The following is an 18,253-nucleotide window of genomic DNA, read 5'->3' as shown; positions in this document are numbered from 1 at the left end:
TTCACATGTTGACACAATCGATTCCAAAACACCTAGCCCCACATATCTCACCGCAGTTCTACAATGAATACACACCAACGGATCACGCCGTTTGGCGCTTCGTGTTGCGGTTGAACTTGCACACGTTAGAAGGGAAGGCGCATCCGTTTTACATCGAAGGATTGAAACGGACGGGAATGGGACCGGACCGATTGCCGAACGTCGAACAGATGACGGACGAGATGCGGGCGGCCGGATGGTCGACGGTCGCAGTGGATGGACTCATCCCCGGCGTTGCCTTTTTTGACTTCCAAGGAAACGGGATGCTGCCGGTCGCGACAGATATTCGGAAAGTCGAGAATATTTTATACAGTCCAGCCCCTGACATCATTCACGAGGCGGCGGGACATGCGCCAATGTTGATGGACCCAACGTTTTCGGCAATCGTCAAACGCTTCGGTCAATTAGGGGCAAAGGCGTTCATGAACCGAGAAGAACATGCCTCGTTCGCCGCATTGAAACGCTTGACGATTGTGAAGGAGAACGCCAACTCAACGGAGCAAGACATCGAGGCGGCGGAGAAAGCCGTACATGAGGCGAAAGCACAAGTGACTGGCTTTTCTGAGGCACAACAGGTCGCTCGTATCTTTTGGTGGACCGTTGAATTCGGATTGATTGGTGACCTCGATAATCCGATGATTTACGGGGCGGGTCTCTTATCATCGGTAGGGGAGAGCCGTCACTGTCTGACGGATGCGGTCATCAAACATCCATTCGACTTAGAACATGCGTTACAGACGAAGCAGGACGTGACGAACATGCAAAAAGAGCTGTTTGTCATTCCTGACTTTGATACACTCTCTTCTGTCTTAGATGAATTAGAAGGAAGAATGGCGATTCGAAAAGGCGGGATTGAATCTGTGGCGAAAGCGTTGGCGTCGGGAAGTCAATCGACGATTCGACTCGAAGATGGGTCAGAACGTGTCGGCATCGTTCGTCATATGACGGAGTCGAACGAACATACGCTCATTCAATGGGATGAATGCACGATCGTAAAAAATGGTCAGTTGACGAAACGAGAACGTCATGGCCTTCTCATTGCCCATGGCACGGAATCTGCGCTAGACCGGGATGACCTCTTTGAGGACGGGACGACCGTTCGTCAAGCATGTGCATCTGATGCGCTCGAAGACGTGATCGTTCAATTAGAAGGACGGACGATTTCACTCGACTCGCTCGAAGTACGGGTCGATTCGCTTCCATCCGTTTTCCCGGGAACCACGGTAGATGAGTTGATGATCATTGAAAAACCTGTGATTATCGAGCGGGATGAGCGTGTATGGACGAACGATGATCCGATGTTCAATCGCATCCATCTCATGCGTGAGCGGGGAGAATCAATCGACGGTCTCATTTCAGAAATCTTAACGAACCACCCTGACGCCTGGTTATTACACATCGAATGTCTGGAGTTGGTGAAGGATGAAGGACTGAAACAGACATTGATTGAACGTCTTGAAGCGTTGCGTCAGACTTCCCCATCTCGAAATGAACTGATTGGTCGCGCGTTCGACCTATTGCGCTAACGAAAAAGAGGCGACGTTTTCCATAGTAGGAGAACGTCGCCTCTTGTGTATTAGACGGATTGATTTGTCGTTTCACGTAAGAACGTGATCAAACGACGATACGTGGAATTGGCCGCTGGGCGGTCCATTTCGAAGTAATAGTTATGGCCGAGTTCGTGCTCATTTCGATCATAAAACACAGTCGTCACATCCGTGCGGCCAGAGAGTACGGTCGCAAATTCTTTCGCCTGCTCTTCAAAGGAATGGTCATTTCCGTCCGCGATAAACGTCGGGACGAATGTAGCCGGCACATTGACGAGTGGCGATGCTTCTGCAACGACCGGGAGTGTTTCCCAGTTGTATGTGCCGAAGTAAGCCCATCCGATGCGTTTGAACAAGAAACGGTTCACTGATTTCGATGATTCGAGCCACGATCGTTTCAAGTCGAGTGGAGCGGATAGAAGAATCGCTCCGAGAATAGAGGACTTCGGTACGACTTGTCCCACTTCGGCCGAAGGCGAATAGTCGTCATTCAACTGGATGCCGACAAATTGTGCGGCGAGCTGTCCACCATTCGAATCACCCGCGAAGAAGACACGGTCTAAATCGAGACGGAAGCGGTCATTGTTCTCCGCGATGAACGAGTACGCTTCTTCGATTTGTTTGAGCGGGGTCGGATACGTCACGTCAGGTGCGAGCGCATAATTGATACTGACGACGTTGTAGCCGTTACTCGCAATCGAAGTGGCGTATTTTAACACATCCGATTTATCCCCACCGACGAATGATCCGCCATGTACCCAAAAGATTGTTGGGACAGGTTTTCGGTCGCCTTCATAGCGAATCAAATCAAACGTTCCGTTATCATAAGAAGACAAATAGTCGATGTCTTTTCGGACAGACGTCTTTTGAACGACTTCCTCGAATCCCTTCATCTCTACTTCGTTTCCCCCCGCAAACGAAGTTTTGATTAAACGTGTGGCCGGTTTCGGTGAGAGGAATACATAAGCCGCTCCTGCGACCGCTGTTCCAATCAATCCGACTCCAGCTCGTTTCAACCCTTTATTCATCTTCCTTCCTCCCTTTCTACAATCAGAAGCTTATTGCGTGACGAGTACGTCCGTCATGTACGTTTCGATGACATGAGCGATTCCGTCTTCGTTGTTTGATTTTGTGATGAAGTCCGCTTTCCCTTTGACCGTCGTGTTGGCATTTCCCATCGCGACGCCGAGGCCGGCCCATTCAATCATCGTCAAATCGTTGTTTCCATCGCCACAAGCGATGACTTCTTTTTGCGCGATGCCGAGTTGGTCTGCTAGGAAGGCGAGACTCGTTCCTTTTGTGACGCCGGCTTCCGTAAACTCAAGGAAGAACGGTTTTGAGCGGGCGACGGCCAATTTACCAGCCAACTCTTCTTGTAGCTTCGTCTCAATTGGAGCGAGTGTGTCGCCATCGGCAAGCATCAAGCATTTAACGACCGGAGCCGTCACGGCATCTTTAAAATTGTCGACATGAATGACCGGCATGCCTGTCAACTCACCTTCAATATCGGTATATGGGTTCGGGCGATCGGTTACGATTTCGTTACCAACGTACGTATGAATCGCGATTCCTTCCCGTTCACTGATATCATGGAGATGGGCGACTGTATCCGGCTGGAGCGTGCTCGAGAAAATCTCCTCGTTTGTCGCGCAATCGATGACCGAGGCGCCGTTGAACGATAAAATGTAGCTTCCGTATTTCGCAAGTTCTAACTCACGGGCTGCATCCCACATCGCAAACGTTGGTCGTCCGCTCGCGAGAACGACTTTATAGCCGCGCGCCTGTGCATCGAGAAGTGCTTCTTTTGTCTTAGGGGAAATCGTATGGTCGCTCGTGAGGAGCGTATCATCCATATCCAATACAATCATCTTGTAACTCATAGTAGTAGGGGGTCCTCCTTCAGAATCTAATGACTCCATCCTAAACCTTTTTAAGGTCAATTGACAACCTTGTCGCAAAAACGTAACTATAATGTAGAGAAGTGAACTCTAGAAGAGGTGGAAATCGATATGAATCGAATTTTAGTAGCTGAGGATGAACATGCAATTCGCAGCTTTATTATTGTTAATCTAAAACGAGCTGGATTCGACGTGTTTGAGGCGACGAACGGTCGAGAAGCGGTCACCGCATTTGACCGCGAACCGTTCGATGTCGTCTTGTTGGATGTCATGATGCCGGAGATGGACGGATTTGAGGCGTGTGCTGCCATTCGAGATCTTGACGAAAACGTAGGGATCATCATGTTGACGGCACGGACGCTCGAAGAAGATAAAATTGAAGGACTCGGTAAAGGGGCAGATGACTACATCGCCAAACCGTTCAGTCCAGGTGAATTAGTGGCGCGCATCCAAGCGTTGTTGCGCCGTGTCGAGAAAGTGAAACGAAAAGACTCAAAACGGTTGAAGTCAGGACCGTTCGCCATCGACCTCGCCGCAAAACAAGTGACAAAGTACGGTCAATCAATCGATTTGACACCGACTGAGTACGACTTGATTTGTCATCTCGTTCAAAACGAAGAAATCGTCTTATCGCGCGATGCGTTACTTGATGCTGTATGGGGCATCAACTACTTCGGGGACCGAAAGACAGTCGATGTCAACATTCGTCGCTTGCGTCAAAAAATCGAAGATGATCCGAGTCATCCAATCTATATTGAGACGTTGTGGGGTCATGGTTATAAATGGCGGAGACATGAGGCATGAAACAACAGTTAGTCATTCGCATGATGATTGTCGTGACGATTGTCTTGCTCTTGCTCGTCGGAGTCTTGTCTTATGGGACTTACCGATATTATTACGAGTACGAGTCGGAAGCGTTACTCAGTCATGCGACCACGAGTGCATATCTATACCCTCAAGCTCAAGTTGGGTTTGAAACGCCGAGTGCCTTTTCCGTCCTCGTCCGGACGTTCGGGTATCCCGGGACTGATTTGACGATTGTCGACCGGAGCGGTTCGATTGTCAAAACGACAGGACAGCGAACAAAACAGGCCTCTTTTTCACAGGAACAGCTACAGCAACTTTCACAAGGTGAGTCGGTCGTACAGGATTATGACATCGAGAGTGAGCATTACTTGTCGGTCACGAGTCCTATCATGACGAACGATACGTCCGAGTTTGCCATCAGTTTCACGCGTCCGCTTGAAGACTTAGACACGCTCATTCGCGAAATTTGGATGACGGTCGTCATGATTGGTGTCTTGGTTTGGTTACTCGCCCTGTATACGGTCATCCGAATTGCCGATCGTTTCGTTAGACCGATTCGTCACATCATCGAGGCGGCGGATGAGATGGCTCAGGGCGACTTCGACGTATCCGTTGAGTCGAACGAGAAACATGAGCTCGGGGCATTGGCTCGAACGCTCACGTATTTAGGTGCGAAAGTACAGCAACACCAATCGACGCGGAACGAATTTCTTTCGAGCGTCTCCCATGAACTAAGGACTCCTCTTACATCGATTAAAGGGTGGACGGAGACAATTCGGGGTGGTGACGAAAAACTGTCGGAAGAGACGGAGCTCGGTCTGAGCATCATCCATTCGGAAACAGAGCGCATGATTGGTCTTGTCGAACAACTTCTCGATTACACGAAGATTGAAGAGAGTCGATTGGTTTTGTATCGTCAGGAGCTGGATTTAGTCTCTTTGTTGCGAAAAGTGACACTGCAATTAAAGCAATCGCTTGAAGACAAAGAGATTACACTCATCGAGCGCTATCCTCAAAAATCGGTCGGCTTGTTCGATGAGAATCGATTGAAGCAAGTATTTTTAAATATTTTAGAAAACGCGATTCGATTCTCACCAGAAGGGGGCACACTGACGATTCGCTTCGTGCAATCGGAACGGGTCGCTTTCATCTCGATCATTGATGAAGGTCCCGGCATCTCTCGGGAGCATCTGCAGCGGATTACCGAGATGTTCTATCAAGCTCATGTGACAGAGGGGAGCAGTGGACTCGGACTCGCCATCTCCAAAGAATTGATTGAAGCGCACGAAGGAAAGCTTGTCATCGAAAGTGAGGTTGGACACGGGACGACCGTGACCGTCTTACTGCCACTCGACCCGAGCGAACTACATTAATAGGATTAGACCTCCCGAATTCAGGCTACATATAGATGTATGTAGAATGAGGGAGGTTTTTATTATGGCGAATCAATCTTTGAAGCCGTTGAAAGGTAGTCCGAACGCTGTCTCGACGCAAACCTCGATTGATGAATTGAGAATGTCTCCGTTACCGTATGCGGGTGGTCGCGGCCAATCGATTGAAGCGATTAAAATGGCGATGAATCAGCTCCCGCGGGCTGAACTCGTAAAGGAAACAGACGATGGACTTCATTATGTGGTGACGTCGAAAGTGATGCGATTTAAAGACGACGTCGATTTTCTATTTGATGATACGACGCAACAGATTGAATTCCGTTCTGCGTCACGTGTTGGGTATTCCGACTTTGGCGTGAATCGAAAACGGATGGAAGATGTAAGTGAACGATATCGGAGGTTGATTCGATGAAGGATTATCAGTTGATTGTCATCGGTGGCGGTGCCGCCGGGATGACAGTAGCCGCGGGAGCAGCAAATTTAGGGGCGAAAGTCGCGCTTGTTGAAAAGAACAAACATTTAGGTGGGGACTGTCTACACGTTGGATGTGTTCCGTCAAAAGCATTGATTGCGGCTTCAAAGGAAGCGAATGCGATGATGCGAGCAGCACGTGTCCTCGGAACGGAGTTTAACGGTGCCGAACATTATCAAATGTCAAAAGCCCGTGTCGACAAAGCACGTGCCATCATACAAAACCACGACGGAACAGAACGTTTTGAAAAGATTGGGGTCGACGTCTATATCGGAGAAGCCTCGTTCCAAAGCCCGACTGAATTGAAGGTAGGGAACGATTTATTAATCGGGAAAAAATTCGTCATCTCGACGGGGTCGAAGCCGACCGTTCCTTCGATTGATGGACTCGATCAAGTCTCTTACTTAACGAATGAAACAGTATTTGAAGAAGAGACACTTCCGGAAAGCCTGATTGTCATCGGAGCCGGAGCGGTCGGTCTAGAATTGGCTCAGTCCTTTGTTCGACTCGGTTCACAGGTCACCGTACTCGAGGCGCAGGATGACTTCCTACCGAAAGAAGATCGAGATGTCGCAACGTACTTAAAATCTCAACTTGAGATGGCCATGCGGTTGAAAGTCGGCGTCAAGGTCAAACGAGTCGATGAAATCGATGGGCGCATTCGTGTCACGACAGAGGTGAACGGCGAAACGGTCGAATATGAAGCGGACAAGCTGCTCATGGCGACAGGTCGTGTTCCCCGGATTGATGCACTTCGTCTTGACCGGGCGAACGTTCAGGTGACGAAAGGGTATATCGATGTTTCGTCGTCATATCGGACGTCCCAATCCCATATCTTTGCGATTGGAGACACGATCAAGACACTCCCGTTCACGCATGCAGCCGGCGAAGAAGGCAAGGCGGTTGTGGCGAACGCGCTCTTTGGATTGTGGAACAAGGTTGACTACAGTAAACTCCCATGGATTACGTTCACGGACCCGGAAGTGTTTCATGTCGGCATGACGGAGGAAGAGGCTCGTGAACAACATGGAGATGAGATCGAGACGTATAAAGCGAACCTATCCGAAGTGGATCGTTTTATTGCGGAGCGACAAGAGGCTGGATTTGTCAAAGTCATTACAAAGAAAAACGGAAAAATCATCGGAGCGCATGCGGTCGGTGAATCGGCAGGCGACTGGATGCAAATCGTCGTCTATGCGATGCAACGTGGGGATAAGATTGGAAAGCTGTCCCGCATGATTTACCCGTATCCTTCGCGAAGTGAGGCTGTGAAGAAAGTGACAGACCTTTACTGGCGGAAACGGTTGTTCGAAAGTCCACTGACAGAACTTGCGAGACGCTACTTTAAATTGATGCAATAACACAAATCACCCACTCGTTTGAGTGGGTGATTGTTAGTTTGGTAACGTGATGGTCTCAATCATCTTCGGTTCGCCTTCCGATAAATCGACGAGCGGTTTGATCAACACTTCAACACGTCGGTTCTTTGAGCGGCCTTCTTCCGTATCATTTGTTGCGATCGGTTTGAACTCACCATAACTTGCGAGTGTGAACTGAGCAGGGTTCAAGGCGTCATTGGCCAATAGGCCGCGCATGAACGCAGTCGCACGTGCCGAACTGAGTTCCCAGTTTGAAGGGAAACGAGCTGTATTGATTGGAATATTATCCGTATGACCCGAGACGACAATTTCTCGCTTACCGGCCTTCTCTAAAATTTTACTGATATTTTGAGCGACGGTTCGAGCATCCGCATCGAGTGTCGCTTCTCCTAAGTTGAAAAGGGCACGGTCTTGAATCGTTAAGACGAGACCACTTGAATTGATGGTCGCTTTAATTTGGCTTTCTAGACCGTTCTTTTTAATGTATTTGTTTACATCTTCTTTTAATTCGTCAAGCTGAGCCAATTCATACGTCCGCGGGTTAGCCGTCGTATTAGTTTTATCCGTTCGACTAATATCACTGTTTGACGCAGTCGAAGCTTGGAAGACACTGACGCCTCCGGAGAATACTTGGTTGAACGAACGCGACATTTTCTCAAGTTTCGTCTGATCGATATTACTCGATGCAAATAATACGATGAACAATGCGAGGAGGAGCGTCAATAAATCGGCGTATGGAATCAGCCATCCTTCTGGAATGTGTTCTTCATGATCATGCTTCTTTTTGCGCTTCATAGTCAGCTCGCTCCTTTGGAGACAAATACACAGACAGTTTATCTTCTAACGTTTTTGGAGATTCACCACTTTGAATCGATAAAATCCCTTCAATCATCATTTCTTTGATGATGACTTCACTCTTCGAATACTGCTTCAATTTATTCGCGAACGGGAACCAAAGGACGTATCCCGTGAAAATCCCGAATAGTGTCGCGACGAAGGCGGCAGAAATGGCGTGTCCGAGCTTTTCAATATCCGATAAATCTTTCAAAGCGGCAATCAATCCGATAACCGCTCCGAGTACCCCAAGTGTCGGGGCGTATGTCCCGGCTTGGGTAAAAATATCGGCGTTCGATTTGTGTCGCTGCTCCATGTTTTCGATATCGCGGGACATGACTTCAGCAATATATTCGGAAGGTTGGCCGTCGATGACCATCATCATGCCTTGGCGTAGAAACGGCTCTTCGACTTGCTCGAGTGCCGTCTCAAGGGATAATAGACCCTCTTTCCGAGCTTGTGTCGACAAGTCGACGAATTGCGTGAGCAATCCAGACTTACTTGGGAGTTCTTGTTTTTTGAACAAGATTTTAAATAGTTTTGGAACGTTCTGAAGTTGTTCTTTCGATACGGCGATACTGACGGCCGCGGCTGTACCGACGAAAATGATAACCATTGCGGCAGGGTTGATCAGCGGCGCAACACCCGCTCCTTTTAATAACATTCCACCGACAAGGGTGAGGAACCCGAGTATGAGTCCGACTAACGTAACGACATCCATGTCTTTGTTTTCCACCTTTCCGAAATAAATCAGGACAAAAAAAGCGAGAGACGCTACTCGTCTCCCGCAACATGCGTTCCCGATGATTAAGCGCCGTTTTCATCAATCAGCATTTGAATGCTGATATTTCGTTCTTCACGCTCTATATCGGTTAATACGTCGTATTTTTTTAACAATGCGTACAATTGATTCACGACTTCTTGCTCGAGTGACCAATTGAGTAACTCTTCTAGCTGAAAATAAAGGTGAGCGGGCATACATTGTGATTGGCGCTCCAACCTTCGTGAGACATCCTCTATCGAATGATCTACCGTACTAGGGTCCACGGTTTCATTCAACCTCCTCAACATTCTTAAAGTCTATCTCCCATAATACCAAAAAATCGGGGAAAACGTTAGAGATACATTTTCTTGTTGGCATTTATAAAAGCGAGGAGTAACATGAGGCTTAGAATAATAGAAGTGAAGGAGATGTCGTGATGCGGCATAGATTGTCAGCGCGTGAGTTGCGCTTGAAACGAATCGAGGCATTCTATCGAATCATTTTTGAAAAACCCGCCCGTTTCATCGCTGGAGGGTTCTTACTCGCGATTTTCGTAGGAGCCACTCTTTTATATATGCCATTTGCCCAAGAAGAAGCGGTTTCCTGGATTGATTGTTTGTTCATCGCAACCTCCGCAGGAACGGTCACCGGATTGTCTACGGTCGATATCGGGTCATCTTTTAATTTGTTTGGAGAATTGGTCATCGTCGCCCTCATCCAAATCGGGGGTCTCGGTTTTATGACCATTGCCTTGATGCTCTTAAGTCTTTTAGGGAAGAAAATCGGATTGAAACAACGAATTCTCTTGCAGGAATCATTAAATTTATCGGGACCCGGCGGAACGGTTCGCCTCGTTCGTAATATTGTATTCACAACAGTCATCGTACAATTTATCGGGATGCTGTTCTTAACGTTCGAGTTGTATAGTTCAGAAAACTATTCGTTCGGAACGTCACTCTATTACGGCTTTTTCCATGCGGTTTCGGCCTTCAACAATGCAGGATTCGCTTTGTTCCCGGACAGTCTCATGTCATTTGAACAAAATACAGGAATCGTGGTGACGATTGCGATCATGATCATGATTGGAGGTCTCGGCTTTACGACCATCGCCGATGCCACGGAAGTGAGAGGATGGAAACGTTTGGCGCTCCATTCGAAAATTATGATTTTGTCTCTAGTGGTCATCAATGGAATCGCCTGGTTCGCGCTTATGATGTTTGAGTGGGTATCGAACGAAGGCGTCCTGTATGGACGATCGCTCGGTGAGGCGCTTCACGTCACATTCTTCCAGGCCGTGACAACACGGACGGCCGGTTTCAATACCATTGATATTTCAATGATGGCTCCGGCCTCGATCGGCTTGATTTTAATTTTGATGTATATCGGGGCAGGTGCGGCCTCAACCGGTTCGGGGATTAAAGTGACGACACTTGCGGTGATTTTCGCAGATATGTGGGCATTCATCGCCGGGAAGAAGGAAACGGTCATCATGGAACGGACGATTGGTCCATTTCAAGTGAAAAAGGCATACGTCGTCGCAATTTCGAGTTTTCTATTTATCCTCACCATTACGACGCTTGTCATTTTGACGAACGGCGATATTCCGGCGACCGCCATTTTGTTTGAAACGGTCTCGGCATTCGGAACGGTTGGGTTATCTTTAGGAATCACGTCTGAACTGAACGATGCGGGGAAAGGGTTGATCATGTTCATGATGTTACTCGGTCGCGTCGGGTCTTTGACGATTCTCTTTACGGTCGCACGACAAGCCGACCGGAAGATTCGTTATCCGAAAGAGAAGATTTTGATTGGATAAAAGTATGTGGTAGGCTGCACTCCTGATCAAAGGAGTGCAGTTTTTTTGTAGAGGTCACATCAACAAGTGGATGGAATCATAGTTAAAGCCCTGACGAATCAGGGCTTTTTGTGTGCCATAAAATAATGGACAATCTCCGGGAGATAGTCTTGCAGGTCCGGACAAACGATGCCCGTTCCGTCGAGCGCACGAATCGTTTGTGTCGTGTCAAAGTGAACGGGATGCTTGAAATACTCAAGTAGTTCATGGGGGACATCAAGTTGTTTCGTGTTCTTCCAGGCTGTGAATGCGGCATCGGCAATAACGTGAGGGACCGTTCCGCGAGGAGCACGTTGAAACATCGTCTCATGCAACATACGATAGACCTCCCGTGCGCCATGTGGGAACGGGTCCGTCAAATGGAACGTTCGTTTCATCCCGGTAGGAGAATGCGCTAAGAAGGCGGTCGCTTCCACTACGTAATCGTACGGGACGAGGTTGACTTCGACGTTCGCCCGCCCGATGTAAGGGAGTGGTTGCATCTGCTGAAGCTGGTGCATCAACTTTAAGACGAAATAGACGCCGTCAAACTTTTTCGTTTCGCCCGTTTGACTATGACCAATCACGATTCCAGGGCGAATGATGGTGATGGGCATCGTGCTCATCTCACGTGAGACGAGTGCCTCTGCTTCATATTTAGTCGCTTCATAATGATTTTTAAACTGTGCCCGATGCCATAGCTCGTTTTCGTAGACGGTTCCCTGACGACGTCCGGCAATATAGGCCGTACTGAAGTACACATATCGTTTCAATGACTTTGAACGTTTGGCAAAGGCGGTGACATGTTTCGTCCCGAGAATGTTGACACGATAGCCGGTGTCATAAGAAACGCTCAAATCATAAGCGGCAGCAAGGTGAAAGACGTAATGGACGTCTCGTTCAATGACAGACCGCATAATCGGGTCGAGAATGACTTCAGGTAACGTGATGTCTGCTTCGACGAGAACAAGTTGATGTGGCGCAAGTGACGTCGCTATGAGCAAGGTATCACGCAGGTCTTCTGCCTCACGTGTTTGATGCGGAAGGTGTAACGCATAAATCGTTCCGATTTGATGCGGTAACGAAGCGAGGTGTTCAATTAATTTACCTGCTAAAAAACCAGGGAATCCAGTAAAGGCATAATTGTTCATGACGTTTCCTCCGCTAAGTCTAATGTGAATGTGAAAGTCGACCCTTTCCCGACAGTCGATTCCACTTCGATGCTTCCACCGTGGGATTCGATGATTTCTTTACAAATTGATAAACCGAGACCGGTCCCACCAATTTTACGCGTGTCTGAATTGTCGACTCGATAGAACTTTGTAAATAATTTTTCGAAGGCATGTTCCGGAATTCCGATTCCAAAGTCACGAATGGATACATGAGCCTGATTATGGTCTTGTCGGACCCTCACTTCGATTTCTTGTCCATTCGGAGAATACTTGATGGCATTCGAAACCAAATTGACGAGTACCTGTTCGATGCGGTCTCGATCGGCAATGAGGTGAAGGTCCTCATCCGCGTCATCAAAATGAATGGCATGGTCATTCGTTTCACGAAAGCGCTCGACTACTTCTAATACAAGTTCGTTCAAAGAGAAGTGATCTTGTTTATACTCCTGATGACCGTCTTCCATACGTTGAATATCCAAGAAGTCGTTGAGCAATGAAGTCAGACGCTGCGCCTCACGTGCCATCGTCTTCAAAAAACGTTCCCGTTTTTCGGGTGTCAAATCTCGAGCGAGCATCAATTCAATGTATCCAGATAAGGAGGAAAGTGGTGTCCGGAGTTCATGTGAGACCGTACTCACTAATTCATTTTTAATTTGATCCATCCGTTCTTCTTCTGTCCGGTTTCGGAAAACGAATAGGAAACCACTATCCATACCGATTTGTCGTTTCGTATCCATGATGGTTCCGTACATTTCATAGTATTCTTCATCCCGATCGCTTGGTTGTGGGATTGAGAAGCGCATGGATACCTCTCTAGTCGTTCCATCAAGAAGTTGGTCCATCTTGCGCAGCATCTCGCTTCGGTCGCGAGGGCGGAACGTAGAGAGGAGTGGGATACGCTCCTGAATTTTGTTTGGAGCGATGCCCGGTAAGTCCATGAGTCGTCGCGCATGGACGTTCATGAACAAGACACTGCCGTTCGATTCGGTCAAGACGAACGCCTCGTTCGATGCCTGTAAGATGGACTGGATGATATCGCGCTGACGGGCAATCGCGTTTTTTTCACGTTCGAGCATGCGTTCAATCTTCTTGCGGTCACTAATGTCACGCATGACTGCTACCCGCAACGTTTGACCTTGATACGTCACTTCTTTTGGATATACTTCCATTTCTAAGAATGTGCCGTCCTCACGTCGTCCAATCACTTCATAAGGGGTTTGAATATGGTTCCGAATGCGACGCAGCACATCGGCCCGGTATCCCTCCGCGATAAATTCAACGGTTTGGCGACCTACCATCTGCTCTGCAGGAATTTTAAAGATGGATTCCGCCGCTTTGTTCGCATCGAGTATCATCCCGTCTTCATGGAAAAGGACGGCTTCGATGACGGATTCAGCAAACATCCGATAGCGTTGTTCCTTATAGCGGAGTTCTCGTTTCAGTTCGATTTCGGGACTCACATCAAATACGAAGAAAAAGAACGCGACGAGTTGCTCTTGCTCGTATACGGGATGCATGAATAATTTACCTATGAAATGTGTCCGATCCTTACATTGGAACTTCCATTCCCGGTCTCCTTTGTCGAGTGCGAGACGCAACATTTGTTCAAACGATAGCAACCGTTCCGTCTCATCTTGATAGGAAGAGCGCTTTTCACTTAACTCTCTCGACTCAAATAGAGCGAACGGTGTCATTTCGTAGAGCACCTCATGAGGAGCGTAGCCAAATAGTTCTGTTGCCCCTTGGTTAAAACGAGTGATCAATAGATTCGCATCTGTCATGATCATCGCCATGTCGAGTTCGGTACGCATCATCGCCTCAAACGCATTGTGTTGTATCGTCACGCGTGTATCGTGTGGCAATGGTTCAATAGAAAGAATATATTGTTTGTCCCACGGGATGGCATGGACACGCATCGTCGGCAGTTCATACATCCAAGGAAGTCCTTGTTCCATCCGACGGGACAATTCCATCGTGATGGGTGACTGATTGACCATATGGAAAAGGTTCGAACGTCTCTGTAGATTCTCTGGGAACTGCTCAAGAAATGGACGATTTGCCTGAACGATTGTTCCATCTTTCTGTATTAACGCAATCCCGTAAGGTAATGCATGTAGTAACTCCCTTTGGAGATTGGCATGATTCTCCATGAACAGTCATCCCTCCTTCGTGGTGTCAGACGAGCACATCTTCTATATCATTCGACAGATCCCCCTTTCATTTCCTGCCCTCAAAAAGGTAAAGTGGGAGAGAGGACTCGGAAAGGAAAGATAAGGATGATCGGATTACTTGTTAGTATGATTGGAGCCGTGTGTTTATGGTGGTTCGGGGCACCACTTTGGAGCAGCATCTTGCTTCTTTTCATTGGAATCGTCTGGTTCGTTTTGAAGGTTCGGCTGTCGACGATCGATCGAATCGATCGAATGGACGGTCGAGAATTTGAACTGTTTTTAGAAGAGGTGTTCACCGCGCTCGGGTATAAGGTAGTGGTCACACCTGCATCGCGTGACTTTGGGGCGGACTTATTACTGGAAACACCGGATGGATGGTCGATTGCGGTACAGGCGAAGCGCTATGAAAAAGTGGTCGGTCTCGAAGCCGTGCAACAAATTGCAGCGGCCGTACCGTATTATGAGGCACATGAGGGATGGGTCGTGACAAACTCTACTTTCACGGACAGTGCCTATGAATTGGCTGCTCCAAATCAAGTTCGTCTGATTGCGAGATTTGAGCTTGAAGAACTCTTAAAAGAAGCGGGATACAGGCGATAAAGATCGACAATTTCACAAGTTCGACAGAATCAGAAATGATGTCGAAAAAAAGGGGTTGTCTTTTTCTTAAATCGGTGCAATAATCATCTTCGTCATATGAAATATGTAGTAGTTGAAACGAGATAAATACTACAGAGAGAAACGATTGGGGTTTTCAGTAATACCCGACCGTACACATACAAACAATCACGGTTGGAACGTGCTAGGAGGAAAAAGCGGTGCGCAAATTAATTTATGTAAAAGGTTGCGTCTTTACGCAAGGCGAGGCGACCATTTATGATGAGACAAATGATGCAATCGGATCTGTTCACCGCGACGCGGAAGGCAGTGTTCAAGTGCACAATTTGTCTGGACGACAAATCGCTCACGGGAAATATATCCCGAACTGCCAAAAATGGGTCGTGATGAACCATGATGGACAGGCGATTGGTCAATTGAAAGACAAATTCTCGTTATTCGGGAAAAAGTGTGAGTACAACGTCTATGAACGCGGACTCTTCACGATTCAATACGATGTGGAACGTCATAAGTTCAGCGTTCGCGACAAAGCAGGCAAATTGGTCGCGGAGCTTCGGAAAGAAGAGGACGATACGTTCTGTTTAACGAAAGAAGCCGATCAGCTATCGATGTTCGAACTTCTTTCAGTCTTAAAGACGTTAACGGTTAAATCGCGGATGCCGCTCGCAGCATCTGTCTCATAACGATGACGAGCACCGGTCAGGAGACCGGTGCTTTTTCATGTACAAAAACCGCTTCATCAAATGAAACGGTTCAGGTAATGTTTTGCCTCGAGTTCAAGCGTTGTGACGCGATGTGCGTAAAGACAGAGCTTCAAGACATGAATGATATTCGGATGTGTGTATTTCGTTTTTTCAAGCGAACGCTTCGCTCGAGTATCGAGAAGGTCGATTGGACTTGTCGATTTTGCATACTCCGCATACAGTCGGTAAAAATCAATCGGAGAGATAAAGTCGTCTTCGTCTCGGTCAGGGTTATTGAAGATTAAAGCCAATAAGGAACTTGTTTCTTCTAATGAAAAAAGGTGTTTCAAGTCATCGAGAAGGTAAATGATGGCGGCTTGATGCAAAGAATACTTCTTACCGATTCGTGGGACCCCGATAATCTTACGGACTTCGCGTTTCGTCCAGTTTTGAATCGTCGTCGCCGAGAGGTGTTCACCTGTTAGTGCATTTGCGAGAGCGACGATTTGATTGATGGATAGGCCATGCTTTTCAATATGAAACAAGTGGATTTTTCGAAGCTCTTTTGGAAAATGTTCACGCACGTCTTCAGGGAAGAGGGCGAGGGCTCGATCGATTTCTCCGACCTGCATAAAATGAAGGCAATCTGCCAAAGTTTGAATTGAAGTTGCGTCGCGCATACGGCCACCCTTTCTATCGCCAACATCGTACGTTGGCTATACAGTCATTTGACCTCATTCTACCAAATGTTTGAAAAGTAAGCTAGGATGGGCACTGATTAAGGTATAATGACGATATCATATACATTCTGTACATAGAGGTGGTCAAGCAATGAATGAATGGATTAGTTCGATTATCTCGATCGTGTTCGTCCTTGTCTTTCTCGTAGGTCTTGAACAAGTCGGGAAGCGGCTCGGATGGACAGACGAAACGATTCGGAAAAGTGTACATATCGCAGTCGGACATTGGTCGCTGTTAGCGGTCTGGTTGATGGATACTTGGTACGTCGCGGCAGTGCCGCTCATCTTTTTCACCTTTGCGAATGCGGTCTTATTATATAAAAGTCCGTCGCCTGTGCATCAAACGGAACGCAAATCACTTGGAACTGTCTATTATCCGATTGCGCTACTCATCATTCTGTACTTCTTTTTTGAGTCAGAGCCTATCGCTTTCTTGGCCGGTTCGCTCGTTCTCGCGTGGGGAGACGGAATGGCTGCACTGATTGGACGAAAATACGGAACGGTTACTTATGATCTTTATGGCCAAAAGCGCTCATTCCAAGGGAGCCTCGCTATGTTCCTTAGTTCGTACGCGGTCTTATTTTTATTGTTTTTGTGGAATGATGTCGTGATGTGGCAAGTGGTAACTTATGGGTTTATCATTTCCATTATCGCTACGCTAACTGAAGCGATTTCATATCGTGATTGGGATAACTTTACAATTCCCATCATTGTTGCTGTGGCGACATCGCTATTGTTATAAACTAATCGCTAAGTTGTAAGAAAAACGTTGCTTGTCACGTTCATTAATCATTTGTATACTGTGATTCGTACTGAAACGATTCAGTGACGTGCTCGGGATGAATGAAATGTGACCGAGACACTGATTAAATAGAACGTAAAGGATTGAGTGAACGCATGAGCTTTTTACAGCAACTCCAAAATATCATTCCGGCCGAGCGCGTCCTTCAAGACGAGCCGTTGTCGGCACACACGTATACAAAATTAGGCGGTAAAGCAGATTACTTCGTAGCACCACACACATATGAAGAGGTCCAAGCGGTCTTAGAACTGGCGCATCAGGAATCGATGCCATTTATGATTCTTGGGTTCGGGTCGAACTTAATTGTTCGAGACGGTGGAATCCGCGGAGTCGTTTTAAATTTGAATGAATTGAATACGATTCGTCGGGATGGTAACCAGATCATCGCACAGGCCGGAGCAGCGATTATCGATGTATCGCGTCAGGCACTCGCTGAAGGGTTGTCCGGTCTTGAATTCGCTTGTGGCATCCCTGGAACAGTCGGTGGCGCCGTCTATATGAATGCCGGTGCTTACGGTGGGGAGACGAAAGACGTCATTGCGTCAGCGACGGTATTGACGCAGGAAGGACAAGTCCTCCACTTATCTAAAGATGAGCTACACCTCGACTACCGAACGAGCCGTGTCTCGAAAGAGGGGTTGATTGTACTTGAAGCGACGTTCGAACTTGAGCCAAAGAACTATGAGTTGATCAAAGAGGTCATGGATGATTTGACGTATAAACGTGAATCGAAGCAACCGCTTGAATATCCTTCATGTGGAAGCGTATTTAAACGTCCTCCTGGCTATTTTGCCGGAAAGTTAATTCAAGACTCAGGTCTACAAGGGAAGCGGATCGGTGGGGCTGAAGTATCGCTTAAACACGCAGGATTCATCGTCAACATTGATGAAGCGACAGCGACAGAATACATTTCGCTCATTCGTCATGTGCAAGCGACTGTCAAAGAGAAGTTCGAAGTGGAGTTAGAACCGGAAGTGAAAATCATCGGGGAAGACATCGCGGTAGAGAACGCATAAATAGTAAAGAAAGAAGGAATCGGACGAAGCTGTCGTTCGATTCCTTCTTTAATGTAAAAAGGCGACGAGAACGGGCATCTCGTCGCC

Annotated in this window: 18 protein-coding genes; 10 read left to right on the top strand and 8 right to left on the bottom strand. The window is 47.5% G+C overall.

Going from position 1 to position 18,253, the window contains the following annotated elements; genetic code table 11:
* The first annotated feature begins 5 nt into the window (after positions 1–5).
* Positions 6–1,565, top strand: a complete 1,560-nt coding sequence (locus tag KNO94_RS06740; protein WP_214778384.1) for an aromatic amino acid hydroxylase — start codon at positions 6–8, stop codon at positions 1,563–1,565.
* Positions 1,566–1,615: 50 nt separating this feature from the next.
* Here the strand turns inward: KNO94_RS06740 and KNO94_RS06735 are convergent, their stop codons facing one another.
* Both KNO94_RS06735 and KNO94_RS06730 read right to left on the bottom strand, forming a co-directional pair.
* Complete coding sequence (locus tag KNO94_RS06735; protein ID WP_214778382.1) at positions 1,616–2,614, bottom strand: alpha/beta hydrolase; 999 nt, start codon at positions 2,612–2,614, stop codon at positions 1,616–1,618.
* Between the two features lie 30 nt (positions 2,615–2,644).
* Complete coding sequence (locus KNO94_RS06730; protein WP_214742636.1) at positions 2,645–3,466, bottom strand: Cof-type HAD-IIB family hydrolase; 822 nt, start codon at positions 3,464–3,466, stop codon at positions 2,645–2,647.
* Positions 3,467–3,595: 129 nt separating this feature from the next.
* Here KNO94_RS06730 and KNO94_RS06725 point away from each other — a divergent pair, with 129 nt between their 5' ends.
* From KNO94_RS06725 to KNO94_RS06710, 4 genes are all read left to right on the top strand, one after another.
* Positions 3,596–4,288 carry a response regulator transcription factor gene (locus KNO94_RS06725; RefSeq protein ID WP_214742637.1) on the top strand — a complete coding sequence of 231 codons (693 nt, stop codon included), beginning with the start codon at positions 3,596–3,598 and terminating at the stop codon, positions 4,286–4,288.
* Positions 4,285–5,664: a sensor histidine kinase gene (locus KNO94_RS06720; protein ID WP_214778380.1), complete on the top strand. Its 1,380-nt coding sequence runs from the start codon at positions 4,285–4,287 to the stop codon at positions 5,662–5,664. The genes KNO94_RS06725 and KNO94_RS06720 overlap by 4 nt, the downstream gene beginning before the upstream one ends.
* A gap of 64 nt (positions 5,665–5,728) precedes the next feature.
* Positions 5,729–6,094 (top strand): DUF1499 domain-containing protein, encoded by a 366-nt coding sequence (locus KNO94_RS06715; RefSeq protein ID WP_214778378.1) that lies wholly within the window; start codon positions 5,729–5,731, stop codon positions 6,092–6,094.
* Complete coding sequence (locus KNO94_RS06710) at positions 6,091–7,515, top strand: dihydrolipoyl dehydrogenase family protein (RefSeq protein ID WP_214778376.1); 1,425 nt, start codon at positions 6,091–6,093, stop codon at positions 7,513–7,515. The genes KNO94_RS06715 and KNO94_RS06710 overlap by 4 nt, the downstream gene beginning before the upstream one ends.
* 33 nt (positions 7,516–7,548) lie before the next feature.
* On the opposite strand, the gene KNO94_RS06705 is transcribed toward KNO94_RS06710, so the two are convergent.
* From KNO94_RS06705 to KNO94_RS06695, 3 genes are all read right to left on the bottom strand, one after another.
* A complete protein-coding gene (locus KNO94_RS06705; RefSeq protein ID WP_214778375.1) occupies positions 7,549–8,328 on the bottom strand; it encodes a flagellar motor protein MotB in 780 nt (259 codons plus the stop codon).
* Positions 8,306–9,088 carry a flagellar motor stator protein MotA gene (motA, locus tag KNO94_RS06700; protein ID WP_214742704.1) on the bottom strand — a complete coding sequence of 261 codons (783 nt, stop codon included), beginning with the start codon at positions 9,086–9,088 and terminating at the stop codon, positions 8,306–8,308. Before motA ends, KNO94_RS06705 begins: the two co-directional genes overlap by 23 nt.
* 86 nt (positions 9,089–9,174) lie before the next feature.
* The gene (locus tag KNO94_RS06695; protein ID WP_230235447.1) at positions 9,175–9,426 is read right to left on the bottom strand and encodes a hypothetical protein; all 252 of its coding nucleotides are present in this window, start codon (positions 9,424–9,426) and stop codon (positions 9,175–9,177) included.
* A 140-nt stretch (positions 9,427–9,566) separates the two neighbouring features.
* Between KNO94_RS06695 and KNO94_RS06690 the strand changes: the two genes are divergently transcribed.
* Entirely contained in the window at positions 9,567–10,946 is a 1,380-nt protein-coding gene (locus KNO94_RS06690; protein WP_214778373.1) for a TrkH family potassium uptake protein, read from the top strand.
* 98 nt (positions 10,947–11,044) lie between these two features.
* On the opposite strand, the gene KNO94_RS06685 is transcribed toward KNO94_RS06690, so the two are convergent.
* Positions 11,045–12,115 (bottom strand): SDR family oxidoreductase, encoded by a 1,071-nt coding sequence (locus tag KNO94_RS06685; protein ID WP_214778371.1) that lies wholly within the window; start codon positions 12,113–12,115, stop codon positions 11,045–11,047.
* Positions 12,112–14,286 carry a PAS domain-containing sensor histidine kinase gene (locus KNO94_RS06680; protein WP_214778369.1) on the bottom strand — a complete coding sequence of 725 codons (2,175 nt, stop codon included), beginning with the start codon at positions 14,284–14,286 and terminating at the stop codon, positions 12,112–12,114. Before KNO94_RS06680 ends, KNO94_RS06685 begins: the two co-directional genes overlap by 4 nt.
* Positions 14,287–14,412: 126 nt before the next feature.
* Here KNO94_RS06680 and KNO94_RS06675 point away from each other — a divergent pair, with 126 nt between their 5' ends.
* Together KNO94_RS06675 and KNO94_RS06670 are read left to right on the top strand one after the other, a co-directional pair.
* Positions 14,413–14,907, top strand: coding sequence for a restriction endonuclease (locus KNO94_RS06675; RefSeq protein ID WP_214778367.1), 495 nt, complete (start codon positions 14,413–14,415; stop codon positions 14,905–14,907).
* A gap of 218 nt (positions 14,908–15,125) precedes the next feature.
* Positions 15,126–15,608 (top strand): LURP-one-related family protein, encoded by a 483-nt coding sequence (locus tag KNO94_RS06670; RefSeq protein WP_214742646.1) that lies wholly within the window; start codon positions 15,126–15,128, stop codon positions 15,606–15,608.
* 56 nt (positions 15,609–15,664) lie between these two features.
* Here KNO94_RS06670 and KNO94_RS06665 read toward each other — a convergent pair whose 3' ends face one another.
* On the bottom strand, positions 15,665–16,240 hold the full coding sequence (locus KNO94_RS06665) for a DUF1836 domain-containing protein (protein WP_251125864.1): 576 nt from the start codon (positions 16,238–16,240) through the stop codon (positions 15,665–15,667).
* A gap of 199 nt (positions 16,241–16,439) precedes the next feature.
* Between KNO94_RS06665 and KNO94_RS06660 the strand changes: the two genes are divergently transcribed.
* Together KNO94_RS06660 and murB are read left to right on the top strand one after the other, a co-directional pair.
* Positions 16,440–17,090 (top strand): diacylglycerol/polyprenol kinase family protein, encoded by a 651-nt coding sequence (locus tag KNO94_RS06660; RefSeq protein WP_214778366.1) that lies wholly within the window; start codon positions 16,440–16,442, stop codon positions 17,088–17,090.
* A gap of 155 nt (positions 17,091–17,245) precedes the next feature.
* Positions 17,246–18,166, top strand: a complete 921-nt coding sequence (gene murB / locus KNO94_RS06655; protein ID WP_214778364.1) for a UDP-N-acetylmuramate dehydrogenase — start codon at positions 17,246–17,248, stop codon at positions 18,164–18,166.
* Positions 18,167–18,253: the final 87 nt, after the last annotated feature.

The sequence above is a fragment of the Exiguobacterium sp. s22 genome, from assembly GCF_018617455.1.
GTDB lineage: Bacteria > Bacillota > Bacilli > Exiguobacteriales > Exiguobacteriaceae > Exiguobacterium.
This window is presented reverse-complemented; position numbering and strand designations above follow the sequence as displayed.

Bases quoted from the DNA above. Each gene is read 5' to 3' on its own strand.
- KNO94_RS06740 (WP_214778384.1), top strand. From the start codon at position 6: ATGTTGACACAATCGATTCCAAAACACCTAGCCCCACATATCTCACCG.
- KNO94_RS06735 (WP_214778382.1), bottom strand. From the start codon at position 2,614: ATGAATAAAGGGTTGAAACGAGCTGGAGTCGGATTGATTGGAACAGCG.
- KNO94_RS06730 (WP_214742636.1), bottom strand. From the start codon at position 3,466: ATGAGTTACAAGATGATTGTATTGGATATGGATGATACGCTCCTCACG.
- KNO94_RS06725 (WP_214742637.1), top strand. From the start codon at position 3,596: ATGAATCGAATTTTAGTAGCTGAGGATGAACATGCAATTCGCAGCTTT.
- KNO94_RS06720 (WP_214778380.1), top strand. From the start codon at position 4,285: ATGAAACAACAGTTAGTCATTCGCATGATGATTGTCGTGACGATTGTC.
- KNO94_RS06715 (WP_214778378.1), top strand. From the start codon at position 5,729: ATGGCGAATCAATCTTTGAAGCCGTTGAAAGGTAGTCCGAACGCTGTC.
- KNO94_RS06710 (WP_214778376.1), top strand. From the start codon at position 6,091: ATGAAGGATTATCAGTTGATTGTCATCGGTGGCGGTGCCGCCGGGATG.
- KNO94_RS06705 (WP_214778375.1), bottom strand. From the start codon at position 8,328: ATGAAGCGCAAAAAGAAGCATGATCATGAAGAACACATTCCAGAAGGA.
- motA (WP_214742704.1), bottom strand. From the start codon at position 9,088: ATGGATGTCGTTACGTTAGTCGGACTCATACTCGGGTTCCTCACCCTT.
- KNO94_RS06690 (WP_214778373.1), top strand. From the start codon at position 9,567: ATGCGGCATAGATTGTCAGCGCGTGAGTTGCGCTTGAAACGAATCGAG.
- KNO94_RS06685 (WP_214778371.1), bottom strand. From the start codon at position 12,115: ATGAACAATTATGCCTTTACTGGATTCCCTGGTTTTTTAGCAGGTAAA.
- KNO94_RS06680 (WP_214778369.1), bottom strand. From the start codon at position 14,286: ATGGAGAATCATGCCAATCTCCAAAGGGAGTTACTACATGCATTACCT.
- KNO94_RS06675 (WP_214778367.1), top strand. From the start codon at position 14,413: ATGATCGGATTACTTGTTAGTATGATTGGAGCCGTGTGTTTATGGTGG.
- KNO94_RS06665 (WP_251125864.1), bottom strand. From the start codon at position 16,240: ATGCAGGTCGGAGAAATCGATCGAGCCCTCGCCCTCTTCCCTGAAGAC.
- KNO94_RS06660 (WP_214778366.1), top strand. From the start codon at position 16,440: ATGAATGAATGGATTAGTTCGATTATCTCGATCGTGTTCGTCCTTGTC.
- murB (WP_214778364.1), top strand. From the start codon at position 17,246: ATGAGCTTTTTACAGCAACTCCAAAATATCATTCCGGCCGAGCGCGTC.